This is a genomic window from Ferrimonas sp. YIN67, assembly GCF_057219095.1.
Genome location: NZ_JBXVVJ010000009.1, coordinates 94,245 through 112,870, shown reverse-complemented (window position 1 = coordinate 112,870; position 18,626 = coordinate 94,245). Strand labels below are relative to the sequence as shown.

17 protein-coding genes and 1 CRISPR repeat array (1 of these 18 only partly in view) are annotated in these 18,626 nt (G+C 53.2%); of the genes, 14 read left to right on the top strand and 3 right to left on the bottom strand.

Going from position 1 to position 18,626, the window contains the following annotated elements; translation table 11 throughout:
- Positions 1–12 precede the first annotated feature (12 nt).
- Positions 13–606 carry a nucleoid occlusion factor SlmA gene (gene slmA, locus AC2D8U_RS17375; protein WP_484620340.1) on the top strand — a complete coding sequence of 198 codons (594 nt, stop codon included), beginning with the start codon at positions 13–15 and terminating at the stop codon, positions 604–606.
- Between the two features lie 85 nt (positions 607–691).
- Here slmA and AC2D8U_RS17370 read toward each other — a convergent pair whose 3' ends face one another.
- From AC2D8U_RS17370 to rph, 3 genes are all read right to left on the bottom strand, one after another.
- Complete coding sequence (locus AC2D8U_RS17370) at positions 692–1,897, bottom strand: CDP-glycerol glycerophosphotransferase family protein (protein WP_484620339.1); 1,206 nt, start codon at positions 1,895–1,897, stop codon at positions 692–694.
- Between the two features lie 119 nt (positions 1,898–2,016).
- On the bottom strand, positions 2,017–2,661 hold the full coding sequence (pyrE, locus tag AC2D8U_RS17365) for an orotate phosphoribosyltransferase (protein WP_484620338.1): 645 nt from the start codon (positions 2,659–2,661) through the stop codon (positions 2,017–2,019).
- A 69-nt stretch (positions 2,662–2,730) separates the two neighbouring features.
- Positions 2,731–3,450: a ribonuclease PH gene (rph, locus tag AC2D8U_RS17360; RefSeq protein ID WP_484620337.1), complete on the bottom strand. Its 720-nt coding sequence runs from the start codon at positions 3,448–3,450 to the stop codon at positions 2,731–2,733.
- A gap of 135 nt (positions 3,451–3,585) precedes the next feature.
- On the opposite strand from rph, the gene AC2D8U_RS17355 reads away from it, so the two are divergent.
- From AC2D8U_RS17355 to cas2, 13 genes are all read left to right on the top strand, one after another.
- Complete coding sequence (locus AC2D8U_RS17355) at positions 3,586–4,446, top strand: YicC/YloC family endoribonuclease (RefSeq protein WP_484620336.1); 861 nt, start codon at positions 3,586–3,588, stop codon at positions 4,444–4,446.
- Between the two features lie 180 nt (positions 4,447–4,626).
- Positions 4,627–5,811, top strand: a complete 1,185-nt coding sequence (locus AC2D8U_RS17350) for a tyrosine-type recombinase/integrase (protein WP_484620335.1) — start codon at positions 4,627–4,629, stop codon at positions 5,809–5,811.
- 16 nt (positions 5,812–5,827) lie between these two features.
- The gene (locus AC2D8U_RS17345; protein WP_484620334.1) at positions 5,828–6,553 is read left to right on the top strand and encodes a hypothetical protein; all 726 of its coding nucleotides are present in this window, start codon (positions 5,828–5,830) and stop codon (positions 6,551–6,553) included.
- Positions 6,554–6,622: 69 nt separating this feature from the next.
- Positions 6,623–6,901 (top strand): helix-turn-helix transcriptional regulator, encoded by a 279-nt coding sequence (locus tag AC2D8U_RS17340; protein ID WP_484620333.1) that lies wholly within the window; start codon positions 6,623–6,625, stop codon positions 6,899–6,901.
- Positions 6,894–8,696, top strand: coding sequence for a DnaB-like helicase N-terminal domain-containing protein (locus AC2D8U_RS17335; RefSeq protein ID WP_484620332.1), 1,803 nt, complete (start codon positions 6,894–6,896; stop codon positions 8,694–8,696). The genes AC2D8U_RS17340 and AC2D8U_RS17335 overlap by 8 nt, the downstream gene beginning before the upstream one ends.
- Before the next feature lie 471 nt (positions 8,697–9,167).
- Complete coding sequence (locus tag AC2D8U_RS17330) at positions 9,168–9,419, top strand: type II toxin-antitoxin system Phd/YefM family antitoxin (RefSeq protein WP_484620331.1); 252 nt, start codon at positions 9,168–9,170, stop codon at positions 9,417–9,419.
- A gap of 666 nt (positions 9,420–10,085) precedes the next feature.
- Entirely contained in the window at positions 10,086–12,557 is a 2,472-nt protein-coding gene (cas3, locus tag AC2D8U_RS17325) for a CRISPR-associated helicase Cas3' (RefSeq protein ID WP_484620330.1), read from the top strand.
- A gap of 11 nt (positions 12,558–12,568) precedes the next feature.
- Positions 12,569–13,303: a type I-C CRISPR-associated protein Cas5c gene (gene cas5c, locus AC2D8U_RS17320; protein WP_484620329.1), complete on the top strand. Its 735-nt coding sequence runs from the start codon at positions 12,569–12,571 to the stop codon at positions 13,301–13,303.
- Entirely contained in the window at positions 13,300–15,279 is a 1,980-nt protein-coding gene (gene cas8c, locus AC2D8U_RS17315; protein WP_484620328.1) for a type I-C CRISPR-associated protein Cas8c/Csd1, read from the top strand. The genes cas5c and cas8c overlap by 4 nt, the downstream gene beginning before the upstream one ends.
- Positions 15,276–16,148 carry a type I-C CRISPR-associated protein Cas7/Csd2 gene (gene cas7c / locus AC2D8U_RS17310; protein WP_484620327.1) on the top strand — a complete coding sequence of 291 codons (873 nt, stop codon included), beginning with the start codon at positions 15,276–15,278 and terminating at the stop codon, positions 16,146–16,148. Before cas8c ends, cas7c begins: the two co-directional genes overlap by 4 nt.
- 2 nt (positions 16,149–16,150) lie before the next feature.
- Complete coding sequence (gene cas4 / locus AC2D8U_RS17305; protein WP_484620326.1) at positions 16,151–16,777, top strand: CRISPR-associated protein Cas4; 627 nt, start codon at positions 16,151–16,153, stop codon at positions 16,775–16,777.
- Positions 16,774–17,796: a type I-C CRISPR-associated endonuclease Cas1c gene (gene cas1c / locus AC2D8U_RS17300; RefSeq protein ID WP_484620325.1), complete on the top strand. Its 1,023-nt coding sequence runs from the start codon at positions 16,774–16,776 to the stop codon at positions 17,794–17,796. The genes cas4 and cas1c overlap by 4 nt, the downstream gene beginning before the upstream one ends.
- Positions 17,797–17,834: 38 nt before the next feature.
- The gene (cas2, locus tag AC2D8U_RS17295) at positions 17,835–18,128 is read left to right on the top strand and encodes a CRISPR-associated endonuclease Cas2 (RefSeq protein WP_484620324.1); all 294 of its coding nucleotides are present in this window, start codon (positions 17,835–17,837) and stop codon (positions 18,126–18,128) included.
- A gap of 178 nt (positions 18,129–18,306) precedes the next feature.
- Positions 18,307–18,626: a CRISPR direct-repeat array (repeat unit 32 nt; unit sequence GTCGCGCCCCCCGCGGGCGCGTGGATTGAAAC) (it continues 3,754 nt past the right edge of the window).

Below are 18,626 nucleotides of genomic sequence, written 5' to 3'. Positions count from 1 at the left end.
AGGAGCCTGTTCATGGCAGCCAATAACAAAAAAAATCGCCGCCAACACATCCTTGAATGTTTGGCACGGATGCTGGAAACCTGCCCGGGACAAAGGATCACCACCAAGGCACTGGCTGCCGAAGTTGGGGTCTCCGAGGCTGCGCTGTACCGTCACTTCCCCTCCAAGGCACGCATGTTCGAAGGACTCATCGAGTTTATCGAAGATACCCTGTTGTCACGCATCAACCTGGTGATGATGGAAGAGAAGGACACCATGAACCGCTGCCAGATGATCCTGCAGCTGCTGCTCACCTTCGCCGAGCGCAATCCCGGGATCACCCGCCTGCTGACCGGCGATGCATTGATCGGCGAGCAGGAGCGTCTGCGCGAACGGATCAACCTGCTGTTTGGCAAGATCGAAACCCAGATCAAGCAGGTGCTGCGTGAAAAGAGCCTGCGCGAAGGTCAGGGCTTCTATCTGGAGGAGGGGATGCTGGCCAACCTGCTGCTGGCCTGGACCGAAGGGCGGATCGCCCAGTTCGTCCGCAGTGACTTCAAGCAACTGCCCACCGCCGACTTCTCCGAACAGTGGGCCTTTATTCGTAAGCAGTTACTGCAGAGCTAATAGTTCATACACCTGACCAGTTGAGTCTTCCCGTAGCAAGGCAAAATGCCTTTATCTGCAGGAAGACTCAATGTCGAACTTAATCTCAATCGTTCTTTCCAAAGAATTGATCCGCAATCAATTCTGAAGCTGGCTTCTGCTGATCTCGCCAGAATGCTTCTTTCACGAAAGACAAGCGCTCTCTGTTCACCTCGCCTACCAATACTCCACCCAGGCATTCCAGTAACCCTGTGAAATCCTCAGCCCTCATACCTGCCGTGTAGGTATCATAGTCGAGGTTTAATCCCCGACTTTCTGCCTTGTATCGCTCCAGATCCGGCGTGTACAGGATGACACAGTCACGATAACGCAGATAATCGTAGAGAATGGACGAGTAGTCCGTGATCAGGCAGTCTGCATCCCCCAGTACCGAATAGATATCAAAGTTCCCTTCCAATATCTGAATATTATCCAGCCCGCACGCGAGAGACTTGTCGTACTGTGTATTGGGATGGAACTTCACCGCAAACAGAGCATCATTGTCCGCCATCAGGGCATTGATCGCAGTCAGATCCAGCTTCAGATCGGCCATGATATCTCCCCCTGAATCACGCCAGGTGGGGAGGTAGAAAAACACCTTGTTGTACTTGGCGAAGAGCGCCTGCACCTCCTGCTCCCGCGCTGACAATACCAACTGCCGGAAGGCGTTCGGATGGCCGATATGGTCCAACCTGGGATAGCCATATTCCAGGCACTGCTGCGCATCGATGCGAAAAGCCTGGGAAAAGAACTGTGTCATCAGTGGACTGGTGGACAACACATAGTCAGGCTTTCTGAACAGGTGCGGCCGACGGATGCGATTAGGGTTGAACCTGTCTTGCTTAAACCGCTCAGCTAGCGGCCCCTCTTCAATCGCAAACTCGATCTTCTTCAGCGGCAAGCCATGCCAGAGGTTGACCGCAGTTGCCCCTTTCGACAGAAAGTAACTGATATCGCGCAGGTAGGTGGTGTAGAAAAAATACTGGCTGGTTGCGCAATACCAGGCGCCTCGTGCCGACCCGGAAAGATGGCATTCGTAACCTAACGCGCGCATCTCCTCTACTTGTGTCTGGCGCTTCGCAATCCAGATACAGCGCACATCGGTTCGATGCTCCTGCAGATAGTGAAAAAGATACTTCGCGTTATCCTTAAAAGCCCCATTATGGGTACCAAATACCGCCTGCTTTTCACGCCGTGGCATTAAGCCTGTCAGGTGGTAAAAAGACACCTTGAGCCAGTTCCTCTTGAGCAGCTCAAAAGCAAACTTAAGCATCAATTATCCTTTTCAATTAAAGACGGTCCATCCGCAATGCCCTTGAATAAGCACTGAGTCCGCCCTATCCCAAATAGCCCAACTCTGAAACGCATGGCCCCAGAGCCGGGCTTCATGCCTTATGCAATACCGTACTGTTCACGGTAGGCGCGGACGGAGGCCAGCTCAGCTTCGCGGCCGCTCTGCTGCTCCAGGTAGGTGATCAGATCACCCAGGGTGACGATAGACACCACGGAGCAACCAAAGTCGCGCTCCACTTCCTGAATGGCAGATAGCTCGCCCTTGCCCTTCTCCTGACGATCCAAAGCGATCAGTACCCCGGCCAGCTCGGCGTTATTGGCCTGGATGATCTCCATGGACTCACGGATCGCGGTGCCGGCGGTGATCACATCATCCACCAGCATCACCTTGCCGGTCAGCTCGCTGCCCACCAGGTTGCCGCCTTCGCCATGATCTTTGGCCTCTTTGCGGTTAAAGCAGTAAGGCATATCACAGTCGTGGTGATCGGCCAGTGCCACCGCCGTGGTAGTGGCGATCGGAATGCCCTTGTAGGCAGGACCAAAGACCAGATCAAACTCGATGCCGGAATCCATCAGGGCGGCGGCGTAAAAGCGTCCCAGCTTGGCCAAGTCACTGCCCCGATTAAACAGACCCGCATTGAAAAAGTAGGGGCTGGTACGGCCAGATTTCAGGGTAAATTCCCCAAAACGCAGTACGTTACGGTCGAGGGCAAACTCAATAAACTCTTTCTGGTAGGCTTTCACAATGTCTCCAAAGCTTGGTCAGTGGGTACAGGCAAAAAAAGAAGCGGCCACGCCACTTCTTTTTAGTCATTAATCTTGGTTGTAAGCGGCTTTTTGCGCGGCGATCAGATCGGCAATGCCATCTTTGGCCAGGGCCATCATGGCGTGCATCTCATCAAAGGAGAAAGGTTCACCTTCGGCGGTGCCCTGCACTTCAATGATGCGGCCATCTTCCGCCATCACCACATTCATATCGGTTTCGGCGGTGGAATCCTCGGAGTAATCCAGATCACACACAGGCTGACCTTTGACGATCCCCACGGAAACGGCGGCAATCGGCTGCTTCAGCGGGCTGATCTTCAGCTTGCCGGTGACCTTCAGGTAATCGATGGCATCCATCAGAGCCACACAGGCGCCGGTGATGGCGGCGGTACGGGTGCCACCATCGGCCTGGATCACATCACAATCGATGGTAATGGTGTGCTCACCCAGGGCCTTGAGATCCATGGCGGCCCGCAAGCTGCGACCGATCAGACGCTGGATCTCAGAGGTGCGACCGCTCTGCTTACCGCGCGCCGCTTCACGATTGTTGCGGCTGTGGGTCGCACGGGGCAACATGCCGTACTCGGCGGTGACCCAACCCTGGCCCTTGCCTCGCAAGAAGCGTGGCACCCCTTCCTCAACGCTGGCGGTACAAATCACCTTGGTGTTACCAAAAGCGATCAGCACTGAGCCCTCGGCGTGGGCGGTAAAGTTACGGGTGATCTCCACCGGGCGCGGCTGGGCCGCAGTTCTTCCGTTAGAACGCATGTCGCTATACCTGATCTATGAGAAATTGCGCGACATTATAGCGGTTGAGCGGCAGCAATCCCACTCCCGACGTGGTGTTATCCCCGCCGTCTAATGGCTATACTGGCGGGGTTTTTTCCTAATTGAGTCCCGATCATGACCCACTCCATGACCGCCTACGGCCGCGGTGAAATCAAAGCCGACTGGGGCAGCGCCTCCTGGGAGATCCGCTCCGTTAACCAACGCTACCTGGAAACCTACCTGCGCCTGCCTGAGCAGTTCCGTGGCCTGGAGCCCGTCCTGCGCGAGCGCCTGCGTAAGCGCCTGGCCCGGGGCAAAGTGGAAGTGAACCTGCGTTTCGAACTGGCCCAGAAAGCCGATACCCTGCAGATGAATGAGTCCCTGGCCCAGCAGCTGGTGGACAAGGCTCAGCAGCTGCACACCATGGCGGGGATAGGCCAGATCCAGTTGGTCGATCTGCTCAAATGGCCCGGCGTACTGGAGACCGGTGAACAGGACATGGATGGGATCAGCAAAGATCTGCTGGCCAAGTTTGACGAAGTGGTCACCGACTTTATCGCCGCCCGTGCCTCCGAAGGTCAGGCGATGGAAGCCCTGATCCAGCAGCGCCTCGACGCCATCACCGAGCAGGCCGCGTTCGTCCGCGCACGCATGCCGGAAGTCATGACCTGGCAGCGTCAGAAACTGACCGACCGCCTCGCCGAAGTCAAAGACGATCTCGATCCCCAGCGCATCGAACAGGAGATGATCCTGATGGCGCAAAAGCTGGATGTGGCCGAGGAGCTGGATCGCCTCGATGCCCACGTGGCAGAAACCCGCAAAGTGCTGAAGAAAGGCGGCGCCTGTGGCCGACGCCTGGATTTCATGATGCAGGAGTTCAACCGGGAAGCGAACACCCTGGCCTCCAAGTCCATCAGCAGCGATATCACCGCCGCCGCCGTCGAGCTCAAGGTGCTTATCGAGCAGATGCGCGAGCAGATCCAGAACATCGAATAATGTGTTTACTCTAGTATTTTTTCAGTAAAAACAAAAAAGTACCCGACGCAGTGTAGGAAACGCTGGTGACAAGACCCCATATTTGTCTACTATTGTAACCACCAAGTGGTGACAAAAATGGTGACAAGACGACGCCAAATGTCATGGTGACAAAGCATCGTTTCATGGAGGAAATGTCGAATGGGGAAACTGACCGCTAAACAGGTCAACAGCCTGAGAAAGGCCGGTGATACCGGACGCTACAGCGACGGGGCAGGCCTTTACTTTCGTGTAAGCACAACCGGTGGCTGCTCCTGGGAGCTGCGCTATGCCATTGCTGGCAAGCGCAAAGCTCTCAGCCTCGGTCAGTATCCCGACCTCCCCCTTGCCTTAGCACGTGAGCAAGCCCTAGAGCACAAGAAGATGCTCCGTCAGGGCGACGACCCGCTGCTAGAACGCAAACGTGCCCAACAGGCACCCATCCAAACCATCTCAGAGCTGGGGCAGAACTGGCTCAATGCCGTTGCCCGACGGATCCAGAACGATGAGATCTATCGCCGTGTGTTCGAGAAAGATATCGAGCCGGAGATCGGCGAGTTTCCGCTGAATAAGATCACCGCCATGGATGTGCAGCGCGTCCTCAAAGCCATCGTAGACAGCAACCGTCCTTCCATCGCCAACGATGCCCTGATGTACATGAAGCAGATGTTCCGTCATGGCATAAAGCTGGGGCTACTGACGCACAACCCAGCTGAGGCATTCAACAGCATGGATGCCGGTGGCATTGAGCAGGCCCGTGACCGGGTATTGTCCCTCTCAGAATTAGCCACCACCTTTAAGGTGTTGCGTGGCCACCCACTGCAGTTTTCCCGTAGCAACTACCTGGCGGTCTGCCTGTTGGTCAGCTTGGGGGTACGCAAAATGGAGCTACTCGCCGCCCGGTGGGAGGAATTTGACCTCGAAAGCAGTATTTGGGTGATCCCTAAAGACCGCGCAAAAACCAATGTTGCTTTGACCATACCGCTGACCGCCTCCGCAACGACTTGGTTGCAAGAGTTACAAGTGATCGCCGCAAGCAGCCCTTATGTGTTCCCTAACCGGCGTGTCAGCAAGCGCTACGGCCATGTCAGCCCCGACACCCTGAACGCCGCCATCAAGAAGCTGTCCAGCGACGATAAGCCCAAGTTTGAGCACTTCACCGTGCATGATCTGCGCCGCACCTTCCGCAGCCTGCTGGCCGAAATTGGCACGCCAAGCCATATTGCCGAGCGTTGCCTGAATCACAAATTGCGCGGTGTCGAAGGGATCTACGACCGCTACGACTACTTTGACGAACGCAAAGTGGCCCTTACCAATTTAGAGGCAGTAATCAGTGGTGCAGTTTGACAGGGAGAAAGAAGCCATGGAGTCCGCAAAGCTGATGACCATTGAGAACCGGCTAACATACAATAATGCTCAACTGCTAGACATCGAGCTTGTCGACCCGATGAACGAGTCCCTCATCGGTCAACAGTCGGCCAATATCTTTGCCTGGATGTGGGAACACTATTTCAATCTCGAAGACCATATTGAGCAGATCTTAGGCCACTATGGTTTAGGTGACGATGGTTTGTCTTTGGCTAAACCGTTCATTGAAAAGATGGAGCAAACCTGTGAATTACTCCGCACGGAGGTCCCCTCTTCAATCCAATTTGCAAAGCAACAGTACGCATTTAAGGTCACTGAGCCTAACGCGCTAAGCATGCGATTGGATGCCCTAGAACAAGCGCTGCAAGAAAATACGCATAAGACTGGCGAGCAAGGCTCTAGCGGGAAGGCCACCACCGTTCGAACACCGAGACCACCATCGCGCTTTACCCAGTTCCTTGTGTCCTTATTGGAGGGGAAGCCGAACTTACAGACCCCCGAAGTCCTGCACATAATTGATAGTCTGCCTCCAAACGACCCCCTGTTTATCAAACACAGGATCGAATTTGTGAGGGATGAGCCCGGCATGATTTGTTGGGAATGCCGTGAAACGGAGCAGAGCGGCTCCTTAGATCGTGGCAACCTGAAATACGCCATGAATAAGGCCCGCAAGCGTATGGCCGAAAACCGCCGTAGACAAAGATCCACAAGCCAGGGTTGACGGTTAGTCTATCCATCAACCCATCAACTTCAGCTTCGTATGTGAACCCATTTCATAGACGAGGTTGATATGACCCACATTGAGCGCGGGGCTCACGTCCCCATCTATCAAGAACCCACGAATCCGCAGCGTGTAGCTCTGCTTGCCCAAGCTAACGCTATTGAAGGTCTGGTCGGGGAATCCGAACGCAAGAACATCACCGGAACCAGCCGAGCCTGGTGGTACAAACTGATCCGCCAAGGCCGTGCTCCGGCCGGGATCCGCCTGAGCGCCAACTGCACCCGCTGGAAGCGCAGCACCCTGTTGGCCTGGGTAGAGCAAGCTGTACAGGAGGCGTCCAATGACTGATCCAATTCCAATTGCAAACCGTGGCTTCGAGGAAGATGCACTGGGAATGGTCATCAACAATGGCGAACTAATTTCCAAAGAACCGAGCCTTAAGGAAGAGCACTTTACCATCCCTGTGCACCAGCAGATCTTCCGTGCCATTAAAGCCTTGGAAAAACGCAACGAACCGATCGACGTTTCGACGGTTTTCACTGAATTGGAGCAATTGGGGCCGGACCATCCTGGTCCGAGGGCTTTACACATTGCGCACAATACGATTGGCAACAGCTCGTTTGCTCATCGCAAGGCCAAGTTGATGGAGTACACTAAACTTCGTCTTGTCCACAATGAGCTGCGTGAAGTGATTGAGTTCAAGGGCAGCCAATTTCCTAGGTTGGAAGAGGTGCGTCGCAAGCTTGAGCATTGCGTTATGGAATTGGCAGAGTCGATCAACCCTTTACTCATTAATCCGATTACAGTTCTGCCCGAAGTTAATCCCACAATCGAACTGACAAACCCTCCAGGGATCATCGGACAGATGGTAAGGGACATCCTCCAACAATCGTTGCGCCCCCAACCTGATCTGGCGGTAGCCTCTGGGCTATACGCAATGTCCTGCCTGTTTGCACCGTATCGGCTGTCTTGTACCGGCGGTAAGCTGTCGACGATCATCGTGTGCCTGGCCCCCAGCCGAAGCGGTAAAGATCGGCCCTTGGAGTATGCAAGGGAAATTGTTGGCATCGTTACCCAGAACGGGATCCACGGTAACTTCAAGAGTGCCCAGGAGATCTTCCGTAACTTGCTGGAAGACCCCGGTAACCCCTGTGCTTTCTATGCCATCGACGAGGTGTCCCAGTTCTTTGTCAGCACCAAAGGTCGTAACGCCCCTGACTACTTGGTACGCATCACCAGTGATCTGCTGAGAATCTCAAACGGCCATCGTGTCGACATTAATGGAGATACGGCTCGAGAGCTGAAAGAGCAGTACCAAAAGCGGGTACAGAAGGCACGCAGTGCACAGGCCAAGGCCGCCGAGGGGACTGCGGAGTGGAGCAAATGGGAAGAGGAAACCAAGGTTTACGAAAAGTGCATCGAGGCCCTCAAAGAGGGATTGCGCAACCCCGTTCTGAACCTGATTGGTTTCACCACGCCGGAAAGCATGGACGGAGTACTAACGGCGGAAGATGTCAGTACTGGCTTCATGAGTCGGCTGCTGCTGGTCGATGGCGGAACCGGTATTCCTGAAAAAGTCTTAAAGGTCTTGCCGCGCCTGCGAGTCGATAGCGAGATCCAATCCCAGCTTGCGGATGCCGTTATACAAGTAAAAGCTGACAGATTGGAGCCGATGGCCATGACAGATGAAGCCCAAATCTATCTGGATTGGCTGGACAATCAACTGGAACAACTACGCAACGAACCGGTGATTGGCACTATGTGTGCCGGAGCCATGGAGGTCGTTACCAAGGTGGCTTCATTAATTGCCAGCATCGAGGGTGTCGTAGACAGGCTCCATTTGGAATGGGCTTGGGCTTTTGTCCGTCAAGACCTGACCAACAAGGTGAACATGCTGCGTACCAACAACGTGATGACCGGACAGGCAAGCCAGGACGAGAAGCGCGAGGCCGCCAAAGTCAGACTGCTGAATCTGATGAAGTCCGGTAAATCCCTGGCCATATCCACCCTCAAGCAGCGCTTTATGAACAACAAGGCCTTCAAACAGGACACCGGTATCTTCGATATGGCTCTGCGTGAACTGGTTGAACAGAAGCTGCTGTCTAAAGAGAAGGACGGCAAACGCATCGTCTACAACAAGTAGCAGCACAGTGAGCCGGCGAGTATCACCGGCTCTCTACTGCTGATCACACTCCTGATCAAACGGATCAACTATACAGCCCGTTGGTAAGTGATCAGCACAATGAGTTGGTCTAGCTGCTTCTCTGTGTCTTTGCCCAATAAGAAGTAACCATCCAGCGCTACACATTGACCTATCTACCTCGCGCCTTATAGCACGCCGGTTAAGCCAGGTTAGATAACGAATAACCTCTGATAACAACCAGATAAGCGCGAGCCCGCAACAACTCAGCGTTTCCGGGCATCAGTTACTTATTACTGCTCTTATTGAAGCAACGATCTTCACCCAGCCTGCGAGAGCAAGCAGTGAGGTAGGACGTGACAATGAGGATATGCTGAATGCATGGTCAGATATTTGATGTACTCTTCCAGTTATGGCTGCCATTTTTCTGATCCATAGAGAATAAAACAGCAAACCTGGATTCCGGAGGTATGTATGAAAACAATTTCCTTAGGAAATGCCGAAAAAGACCTTAAATCAATACTGGACGAAGTTGATCTGCTTGATGATGCCATTCGGATATCTCGGAGTAATGGTCCAGACGCGGTTATCATGTCGATGGGTTCTTACAGCTCCCTCATGGAAACGTTGCACCTACTTAGTTCCCCGGCTAATGCCCAAAAACTCAGCGAATCGATTGAACAGCTAAAGCGTGGCAAAACTATCAAGCGTTCACTCAAAGAATAGTAATGCACCTCCGTACCTTTGGTGCAATACAGCAATGGAGGTTGCCAACATTCGATCAGCAATCACCTCCGCTCCCATCTTCTTCATCGTCCGGAGCCCACAATGGGTCGTCGTTGTCATCGGCTACCTGGTGCCAGTCCTCGCTTCGCAAAATGGTCAGGATTAACTTGGAGTAGGACTACTTGGCTCGATCCTAAGCCATAATCGAGGCACGGGCCCGTCACTTACTCGAGCAAGCGGGGGAAGTCACACAAATTGAATTGAGAGTCCAGAGGGGAGCCTTACGCGCCTGCCGAAGATAACGCGCAAGAAGACACTCCCACACACTGTTGTCTATTGCGCTTCGATTTAAACGGCACTTCTCAGATGAACGCAACACTTTCCTAGCAATAGGAAACAGAACGCCTTAGAACAGACCTTCCACCATCACTCCTTCGCTACTGCCAGACAGTCTGCACTTTCTCCCCTTAACTCGAAGGCTCCCCTGATCGGCCATATGCCGTCTTCGCACAATTCGTTATCTAAAAGGAATGGGGTTGATGGATTAGTGGCGAGCATTAGCATCGTAGATTTCTCGCATCTTGTCTAAACATTGTTAAGTCGACAAATCGATAGTATAAAAACCAGACAAGAATTGATGGGGTCAAGGAATGACCATAAGCCAATATGCATAGCGAATATATCGCACATCAACGGTCAACAGATGGCGATGTTCAAAGCATCGAGTCTCACCTCCAAGAGGTGGCTCAACTTAGCTGTGGTTTCGCTAATAAGTGTGGACTACCAGCAGCCGGAGAGCTTATCGGCCTACTCCATGACTTCGGAAAATACAGCCAAAACTTTCAGTACTATCTGCGCTCTGCAACTGGCCAAATCAATCCAGATGATGATGAGTATGTCGATGCCAAAGGGATGAAAGGCAAAATCGACCATTCAACCGCTGGGGCACAATACATCTATCAAGCACTGAGCCAGTATGGGGGCATAGGACAAGGCGAACTGTGCGCACAGATATTGGCATTGTGTGTAGCTTCGCATCACAGTGGTTTAATCGATTGCCTTGCAGTTTCAACACAACGCGGTGATGTGTTTGGCCAACGCATGAGCAAGGAAGACCAACAAACCCACCTAACTGAATGCTGCGATAGTGCCGATACAACGGTGGTAGAGCGCGCACAGCAACTGGCTGGAGCTGACCTTGTCAGTCAGTTTATGGCGATTATAAAACCATTACTGACTGAACCTTCTGAGACCGGTGCCAGTTTTGTCCCACATTCACGAATCGCAGCGTTGCAACTGGGTCTGCTCACCCGCTTTCTATTCAGCTGCCTAATCGATGCCGACCGATTAAACAGCGCCGAATTCGAAGATCCGGCACGCAAAGCGGCGCGCTTATCCCGTCCTAACTTCCCAGATTGGCCAATAGCCATCAAGCGCTTAGAACAAAAACTGGCAAGTTTCAAAATTCGCAGTCCCATCGATCCGATCCGCCAGCAAATAGCCGAACAATGTCGACTACGTGCCAACGACCAACCTGGGATCTATACGCTCACCGTTCCAACTGGTGGCGGTAAAACCTATGCCAGCTTGCGATATGCGCTCCATCATGCACACGCGCATCAACTCGAACGCATCATATATATCATCCCCTACAACTCCATCATCGAGCAAAATGCCCAAGTGATGCGCGACGCCTTGGAGCGAGAGAAAGACCCTCATCCGTGGCTTTTAGAACACCACTCTAATCTGGAGCCAGAGCAGCAAACCTGGCACAGCAAACTGGTCAGTGAGAATTGGGATGCCCCCATAGTGATCACCACTATGGTGCAATTTCTTGAAACCCTATTTAGCGGCGGCACCCGCAGCGCTCGCCGCATGCACCAACTGGCCAAAAGCGTTATGGTGTTTGACGAAATTCAAACCCTGCCAATCAATTGCACCCATCTATTTTGTAACGCCCTGAATTTTCTGTGCCAAACCGCCGGCAGTACCGCCCTGTTATGCACAGCCACCCAACCCTTGTTAGACAAACTGCAAGCGTCCAAGAATGGTCGATTGCAACTAGCGAAGAACAACGAGTTGGTGCCCAACGTTCCTCAACTGTTTTCCCAACTCAAACGGGTCGAGATCGTCAATCGCTGCAAAGCCGAAGGCTGGCAAGCCGAAGAAATTGCAGCATTGCTACAAACCGAATTTGCCCGTCACAGCAGCTGTCTGCTTATCGTGAACACCAAACAATGGGCCATCGACATGTATCAGCACTGCGTCGAATCTATTCCTGAAGACGCTCTGTTTCATCTAAGCACCAACCAATATCCGGCCCACCGACAGGCGATGCTCACCACCATCCGCCACCGCCTAGACAAACAACTGCCGGTGCTCTGCATTAGTACCCAATTAATCGAAGCCGGCGTCGATGTCGACTTTGCCTCTGTAGTGCGTTTTCTGGCCGGACTGGATTCGATTGCCCAAGCGGCCGGGCGGTGCAATCGCAATGGCCGGCATCCGTGCGCACAGGTGCATGTGGTCAACCCCGCACAAGAAAACACCCGTCAACTCGCCGATATTGAGATAGGCAAGCAACGAACCTTGCGGGTGTTCAGTGAAAACTTTAACGATTGGCTCGAACCGGCAGCGATGACCCGCTACTTCCAATACTACTTCTTCGACCGCCAAACCCAAATGCGCTACCCCTGCACCGACAGTCAGGGCAAAGCCAGCAGCTTACTGACACTTTTGGGCAATCATGACACCAACCCCAGATACCGAAACCGTCAAGCCGAGGGCAAACTCCCCTTACTGCAACAAGCGTTTATGGAGGCAGGCCGGGTATTTAAAGCCATCGACGCTCCGACCCATTCGGTAATTGTCCAGCATGGTGAAGGACGTAAGCTAGTGACTGAACTGTGCGCTGTCGCCAAACAATTTGATGCCGCTCGCTACGCCACTGCACTGAAAGCGGCCCAAAAATACAGCGTCAATGTCTTTCCCAAGGTCTGGAAAGAGCTGAGGGAAGCCGATGCCATTGCCGAAACCCAGCCCGGCGAAGGGCTGTATTACCTAAAGGAAGAATTTTACAGCGAAGCCTTTGGTTTAAGTACTAAACCGGTGGCATCGCCAACGTTTTGCTGCATTTAAGGAGAGAACCGGTGGAGAACACCCCGAAAAACAGCCTCAGCTTTCGAGTCTGGGGACGCCATGCCCTGTTTACCGATCCCGTTACCAAAATGGGCGGTGAAAAGTGCAGCTACCATGTGCCCACCTATGAAGCGTTAAAAGGCGTATTAAAATCGATTTACTGGAAGCCAACCCTGATCTGGGTGATTGATAAAGTGCGGGTTATTAAGCCCATTCGCACTCAAACCAAGGGCACCAAACCTTTGGTTTGGGGCGGCGGCAACAGCTTGGCAATTTATACCTTTCTGCACGAGGTTGAATACCAGGTTCAAGCACATTTTATCTGGAACGAACATCGCCCAGAGCTGGCCAAAGATCGTATCGACGGCAAACATTTTGCCATCGCCAAACGCATGCTGCACAAAGGCGGAAGGCAAGATATCTTCCTAGGCACCCGTGATTGTCAGGCCTATGTCGAACCCTGCGAGTTTGGCCACGGTCAAGGTGCCTACGACGAGTTAGATCAGCTTGGCTTTGGTCCGATGTTTCATGGCTTTGACTACCCCGATGAAACGGGTATCAACGAACTGCACAGCCGCTTTTGGCATGCAACCATGCATCACGGCGTCTTAACCTTCCCGACTCCAGAACAATTTGATGGCACAGATACGACTCAGGTTAGGCGTTTAGTCCGTCCGATGCAGGCAAAAGCTTTTGAACTCGGCAGTTCATTGCAGAGCGTTGACACAGAGGAAGCGCAATCATGAGTTGGCTCAATAAGCTGCATCAAACCTATCAGACCGCCAACCAGCGTGCGTTTGAAGACGAAGCCGGGATGATGCCGATATCCCACACTCTACAAAATGCACACATTAACATTGTGCTGGATCAAGAAGGACAATTTAAGCGTGCACGCGTGCTTGAGAAGACCCAAATTATTTTACCAGCAACAGAGAAGTCTGCGGGCAGAAGCAGTGGCGAAGCTCCCCACCCTCTCGCAGATAAGATCCAATACGTCGCTGCGGATTACGCGGAATATGGCGGACTCAAAAAAGCCTATTCCCAAGGTTATATAAATCAATTGCAGAACTGGGTTAACTCAGAATGCACCCACCTTAGAGCCCAAGCCGTGTTGAACTACGTCAAACAAGGTCGGGTGATCGCAGACTTAGTCGCCGCCAACATCTGTTTCATTGACCACAACAACACCTTATTGACTTCGTGGCCCACGGACAGTGAGCAACCGACGCCGCTTCTATTTAAAGTGCTGCCAAAAGAAAAAGGGCAACTGGACCAAGGCAACGCACTGGTCTGCTGGACAATCGAGTGCGAAGGCGATCCATTATCCGACACTTGGCTGGATACCAGCTTGCAACAGGCATGGATCAACTACGATGTCAGCCAAGGCGGACAGCAGCAGTTATGCCTGGTAACGGGACAGATGGCTGCAGCCGCCACTAACCATCCGGCGAAACTACGACACACTGGGGATAAGGCCAAACTCATCTCTGCCAATGATAACTCCGGCTTTACCTTTCGTGGCCGCTTTACCGACAGCAGCCAAGCCGCCAATGTCAGCTTTGAAGCCACCCAACAAGCTCACAATGCGTTGCGTTGGCTTATTGCCCGTCAGGGAGTACGCAACGACGACCAGGTCATTGTCGCTTGGGCCATCTCCTGTGACGATATGCCATCGCCGTTGGCAGAATCCGATCCATGGGACAATATCGATGATCTCTCGCAAGTCGCAGCTCCTGTTCAAATAACCGAGGCTGGAAGCGATCACAGCTTCGATTTAGGCCGAAGTTTTGCCAGCGAATTCAATAAGCGACTCGCAGGCTACCAAATGCGCTATCCGTTAGAACTCTCCGATAGCATCGTCGTTATGGGACTGGACTCCGCCACGCCGGGACGAATGGCCATCACCTACTATCGTGACTTTACCCCGCAGGAATATCTGCAAAACCTGGCGCTGTGGCAAAGCCAGTTTGCTTGGTGGCAACGGGCCAGCAAAGAAAAGCAAAATCAGGGCTACCCAGCTTGGTTCGCCAGTGCCCCCAGCGCCTGGACGCTTCTGCAGGCCACCTATGGCGACATCCTCGACAGCAATAAATCGCTCAAGAAGAACCTCACTGAGCGCATACTGCCCTGCATCACCGAAGGGCGGCCACTGCCCATCGATATATTACGCCGAGCCGTACAGCGCGCGAGCGCCCGACACAGTTATAAAAGCAACGAACAATGGCAATGGGAGCAGAACCTCGGGGTCGCTTGTGCGCTTTACCGCGGCTACTTCTATCGCCACCCCAAGCCTGCATCAAGGAGAGACTACGCAATGGCACTTGAACCTCATAACCGTTCGCGGGATTACCTCTATGGTCGCCTGCTGGCGCTTGCCGACAATATCGAGCAATTCGCTTTAGATAAAGCGCAAGAAAAACGACCCACGTCCGCCGCTCGCATGATGCAGCGGTTTGCCGACCGGCCCGCATCAACTTGGCTTACCATCGAGAAATCCCTGCAGCCATATCTGCAACGCCTACACAGTAACGCCGCTGGCTTTGCCATTGATCGCAGTCAAAAGCTCGATGAAGTTATGGGCCTGTTCGCCAGTAACGAATTTTGCGATGACAGAGCCCTGACAGGCGAATTTTTATTGGGCTTTCATTGCCAACGCTTGAGTTTACGGCAAAAGAAAGCCGGACAAATGGATCAAGAACAACAGGAAGGAGCCGCACAATGACACTCAGCAATAAAATTGATTTCGCTCTAATTTTTACCGTGGACAGCGCCAATCCCAATGGTGATCCGCTTAACGGCAACCGGCCACGAACAGACTATGATGGTTACGGCGAGATCACCGACGTTTGCCTCAAGCGCAAGATCCGTGATCGCCTACAGGAGTCCGGTCAATCTATCTTCGTTCAATCCGATGAAAAGAAAACCGACGGTATGCCGAGCCTGAGAACACGAGCAGAGTCGAACGAATTCGGTGTCGGAAAAGATACATTCAATACAAAAAAAACCACGATTGCTCAAGCCACGGAGATTGTTTGTAAAAAATGGCTGGATGTCCGCGCCTTCGGGCAGGTCTTTGCTTATAGCAAAAGCACCGGAAGTGAAGGAATCTCCCTACCGATCCGGGGTCCAGTCACTATCCAGTCAGCCTTTAGTCTTGAGCCCATCAGTATCTCCAGCACCCAAATCACCAAAAGCGTTAGCGGCGAAGGTGACGGCAACAAAAAAAGCGCCGATACGATGGGCATGAAACATCGGGTCAATCATGCCACCTACGTCGCTTATGGCGCTATGACCCCACAACTGGCTGAACGCACCGGCTTTAACAATGAAGATGCTGAGCTGATCAAAGCCGTTCTGCCCCGTCTATTTGAAGGAGATGCCTCTTCAGCGCGACCCGAAGGCTCCATGGCAGTCAGTAAAGTGATTTGGTGGCAACACAGCACTAAATCCGGCCAATACTCCTCCGCCAAGGTGCACCAAACCCTGAGATCACACCTCGCACAAGGACTACCGCTGGATAACTCGGCCTTAATTGACAGCCTGAGGCCCGCCTTGGATGGGCTGGAGCCCGAGATCATCGAAGGGTTCTAATCATGACCGACACGCGCCTGATCCCGCTATCGGCCCTGCAGCACTACGCATTTTGTCCACGCCAATGTGGCTTGATCCACAACGAACAGGCCTGGGCTGAAAACTACCTGACTGCACAGGGCCAGCAACTGCACCAGCGGGTGGATCACGGTGCACCGGAGACTCGCAAGGGGATCCGCTATGAGCGAGGTGTACAGATCTGTGCGCCTCGCTTAGGCCTGACCGGTAAACTGGATCTCCTCCAACGCGATCTCAATAGCGGCCAACTGACACCCATCGAATACAAACGGGGTAAACCCAAGCTGCACGACAGCGACCAGTTCCAGCTCTGCGCCCAAGTGCTCTGCCTGGAGGAAATGACAGGCCAACGCATTACTGAGGCCGCGATCTGGTACTGGCAAAGGCGCGCCCGGCACCCTGTCTCCATCAATGAAAGACTCAGAGAACGCACGCTTAGCGTAGTCGCTCAGGTCCGAGCCTTATTCGACGGCGGGCAAACGCCCCCTCCGTTACCAGCAGCGCACTGCAACGCCTGCTCTTTGCTCGATCTTTGCCAGCCGTCTCTGACCAAAAACGATTCAAGTAAAGCCTATATCGACCGTTTATTTGATAAGGAAGGCAGCCCATGAAAAAGCTGCAAAATAGCCTCTATATCACCAGAGACGGCGCTTACCTGCATAAACAACGGGAAACCTTAATGATCGAGCAACGTCTCGATGGCAAGAAACACATACTGATGCAGTTGCCCATCCATTCCATCAGCAATATTTTCTGTTTTGGCAATGTAATGGTGTCGCCCCAAGTGATGGGTCTTTGCGGCGAACGAGGAACCAATCTGGTATTTTACGATCGTCACGACCGCTATCTGGCACGTGTAATAGGCCACCAAAACGGCAATGTCCTGCTGCGCCGTCAACAATACCAGCGCTCCGAAAGGGACCCACTCCCTATCGCCCGCAATATCCTGGCCGCCAAGGTCCAATCATCCCGTCGTGTGCTGCAACGCTATCAACGCACCTACGGCACTACCACCGACATCGACACGTCCGCCAGTCGCCTGAAGGGGATCATTGATGCGCTTAAAATCCAAACCGATATGGATAAGCTGCGCGGCCTGGAGGGTGAAGCCGCCAGGCTCTATTTCGGGGTATTTGATTGCCTAATCACAAACCAAGCGTTTCAGTTTTCTGGGCGCAACCGGCGTCCACCTAAAGATCCTATTAACGCTCTGCTCTCCTTCCTGTACTCCATCGCCGGAAAGGAGATCAGTGGCGCCCTACACGGTGCGGGGCTCGATCCCCAGGTCGGGTTTCTTCACTGCGATCGTCCGGGGCGTGACAGCCTGTCCCAAGACCTGCTCGAAGAGTTTCGTGCTCCCATCATCGATCGCCTAGCGCTTTCTCTGGTCAACCGCAAGCAGTTGAATAACAGTGACTTTCGTAGCGACACCCTTGGCAACATCCGCCTCACCGACGAAGGCCGAAAACAAGTTTTGCAAGCCTGGCAAAGTAAAAAGCAGGAGGAATTAACCCACCCTTATCTACAAGAGAAAGTGCCATTCGGACTGCTTCCCCATATCCAGGCGATGTTGTTGGCCCGCCATCTGCGTGGCGACCTTCAGCACTATCCACCCTATGTGATGCGCTAAAACAATAGTAACGGTCTCACGACAAGGAGCCTGTGATAATGATGATCCTGATCACCTATGATGTCTCTTTTGATGATCCAGAAGGCCCAAAGCGGTTGCGGCGCCTAGCCAAAGTCTGCCTCGATTTCGGCACCCGAGTCCAATACTCCGTGTTTGAGTGCGATATCACTCCTGCCCAATGGGTACAGCTCAAGGCTGCACTTCTCGATATCTACGACCCATGTCTCGACAGCCTGCGCTTTTACAAGCTTGGCAAGTCCTGGCGATCCAAAGTAGAGCACCATGGGGCCAAACGCGCGTTAGATCTCTTTAAAGATGTCCTGATACTGTGATCGCCAACCTGTCGTGCTCACTGATACCCCGGCTGGTTGGCGACAACACAATGTTCTTTAAAAACATATAATTAATCACAGCGCTGTCCGTTCAGCCCTAGTTGAACGTACTGCCACCACTTAGCTTGGCGACAATAGGCAATTCAAGATAGGCTAGATAAGCCTCTCCTCTGAGGCAGTCGCGCCCCCCGCGGGCGCGTGGATTGAAACTTTGCTCTTTGCCCTGGAGGTTGCCCTGGACGCGTCGCGCCCCCCGCGGGCGCGTGGATTGAAACCATAAATCGTAAACACTGGTGACACCCAGAACTTGTCGCGCCCCCCGCGGGCGCGTGGATTGAAACATCCACTGATGGGGGCACACAATCAAAGCCTATGTCGCGCCCCCCGCGGGCGCGTGGATTGAAACCGTGACTTGCTGATGAAGGCGCGGCCCGAGGTGGGTCGCGCCCCCCGCGGGCGCGTGGATTGAAACAGTCCCAAGCGGAACGCCTTCCTGGA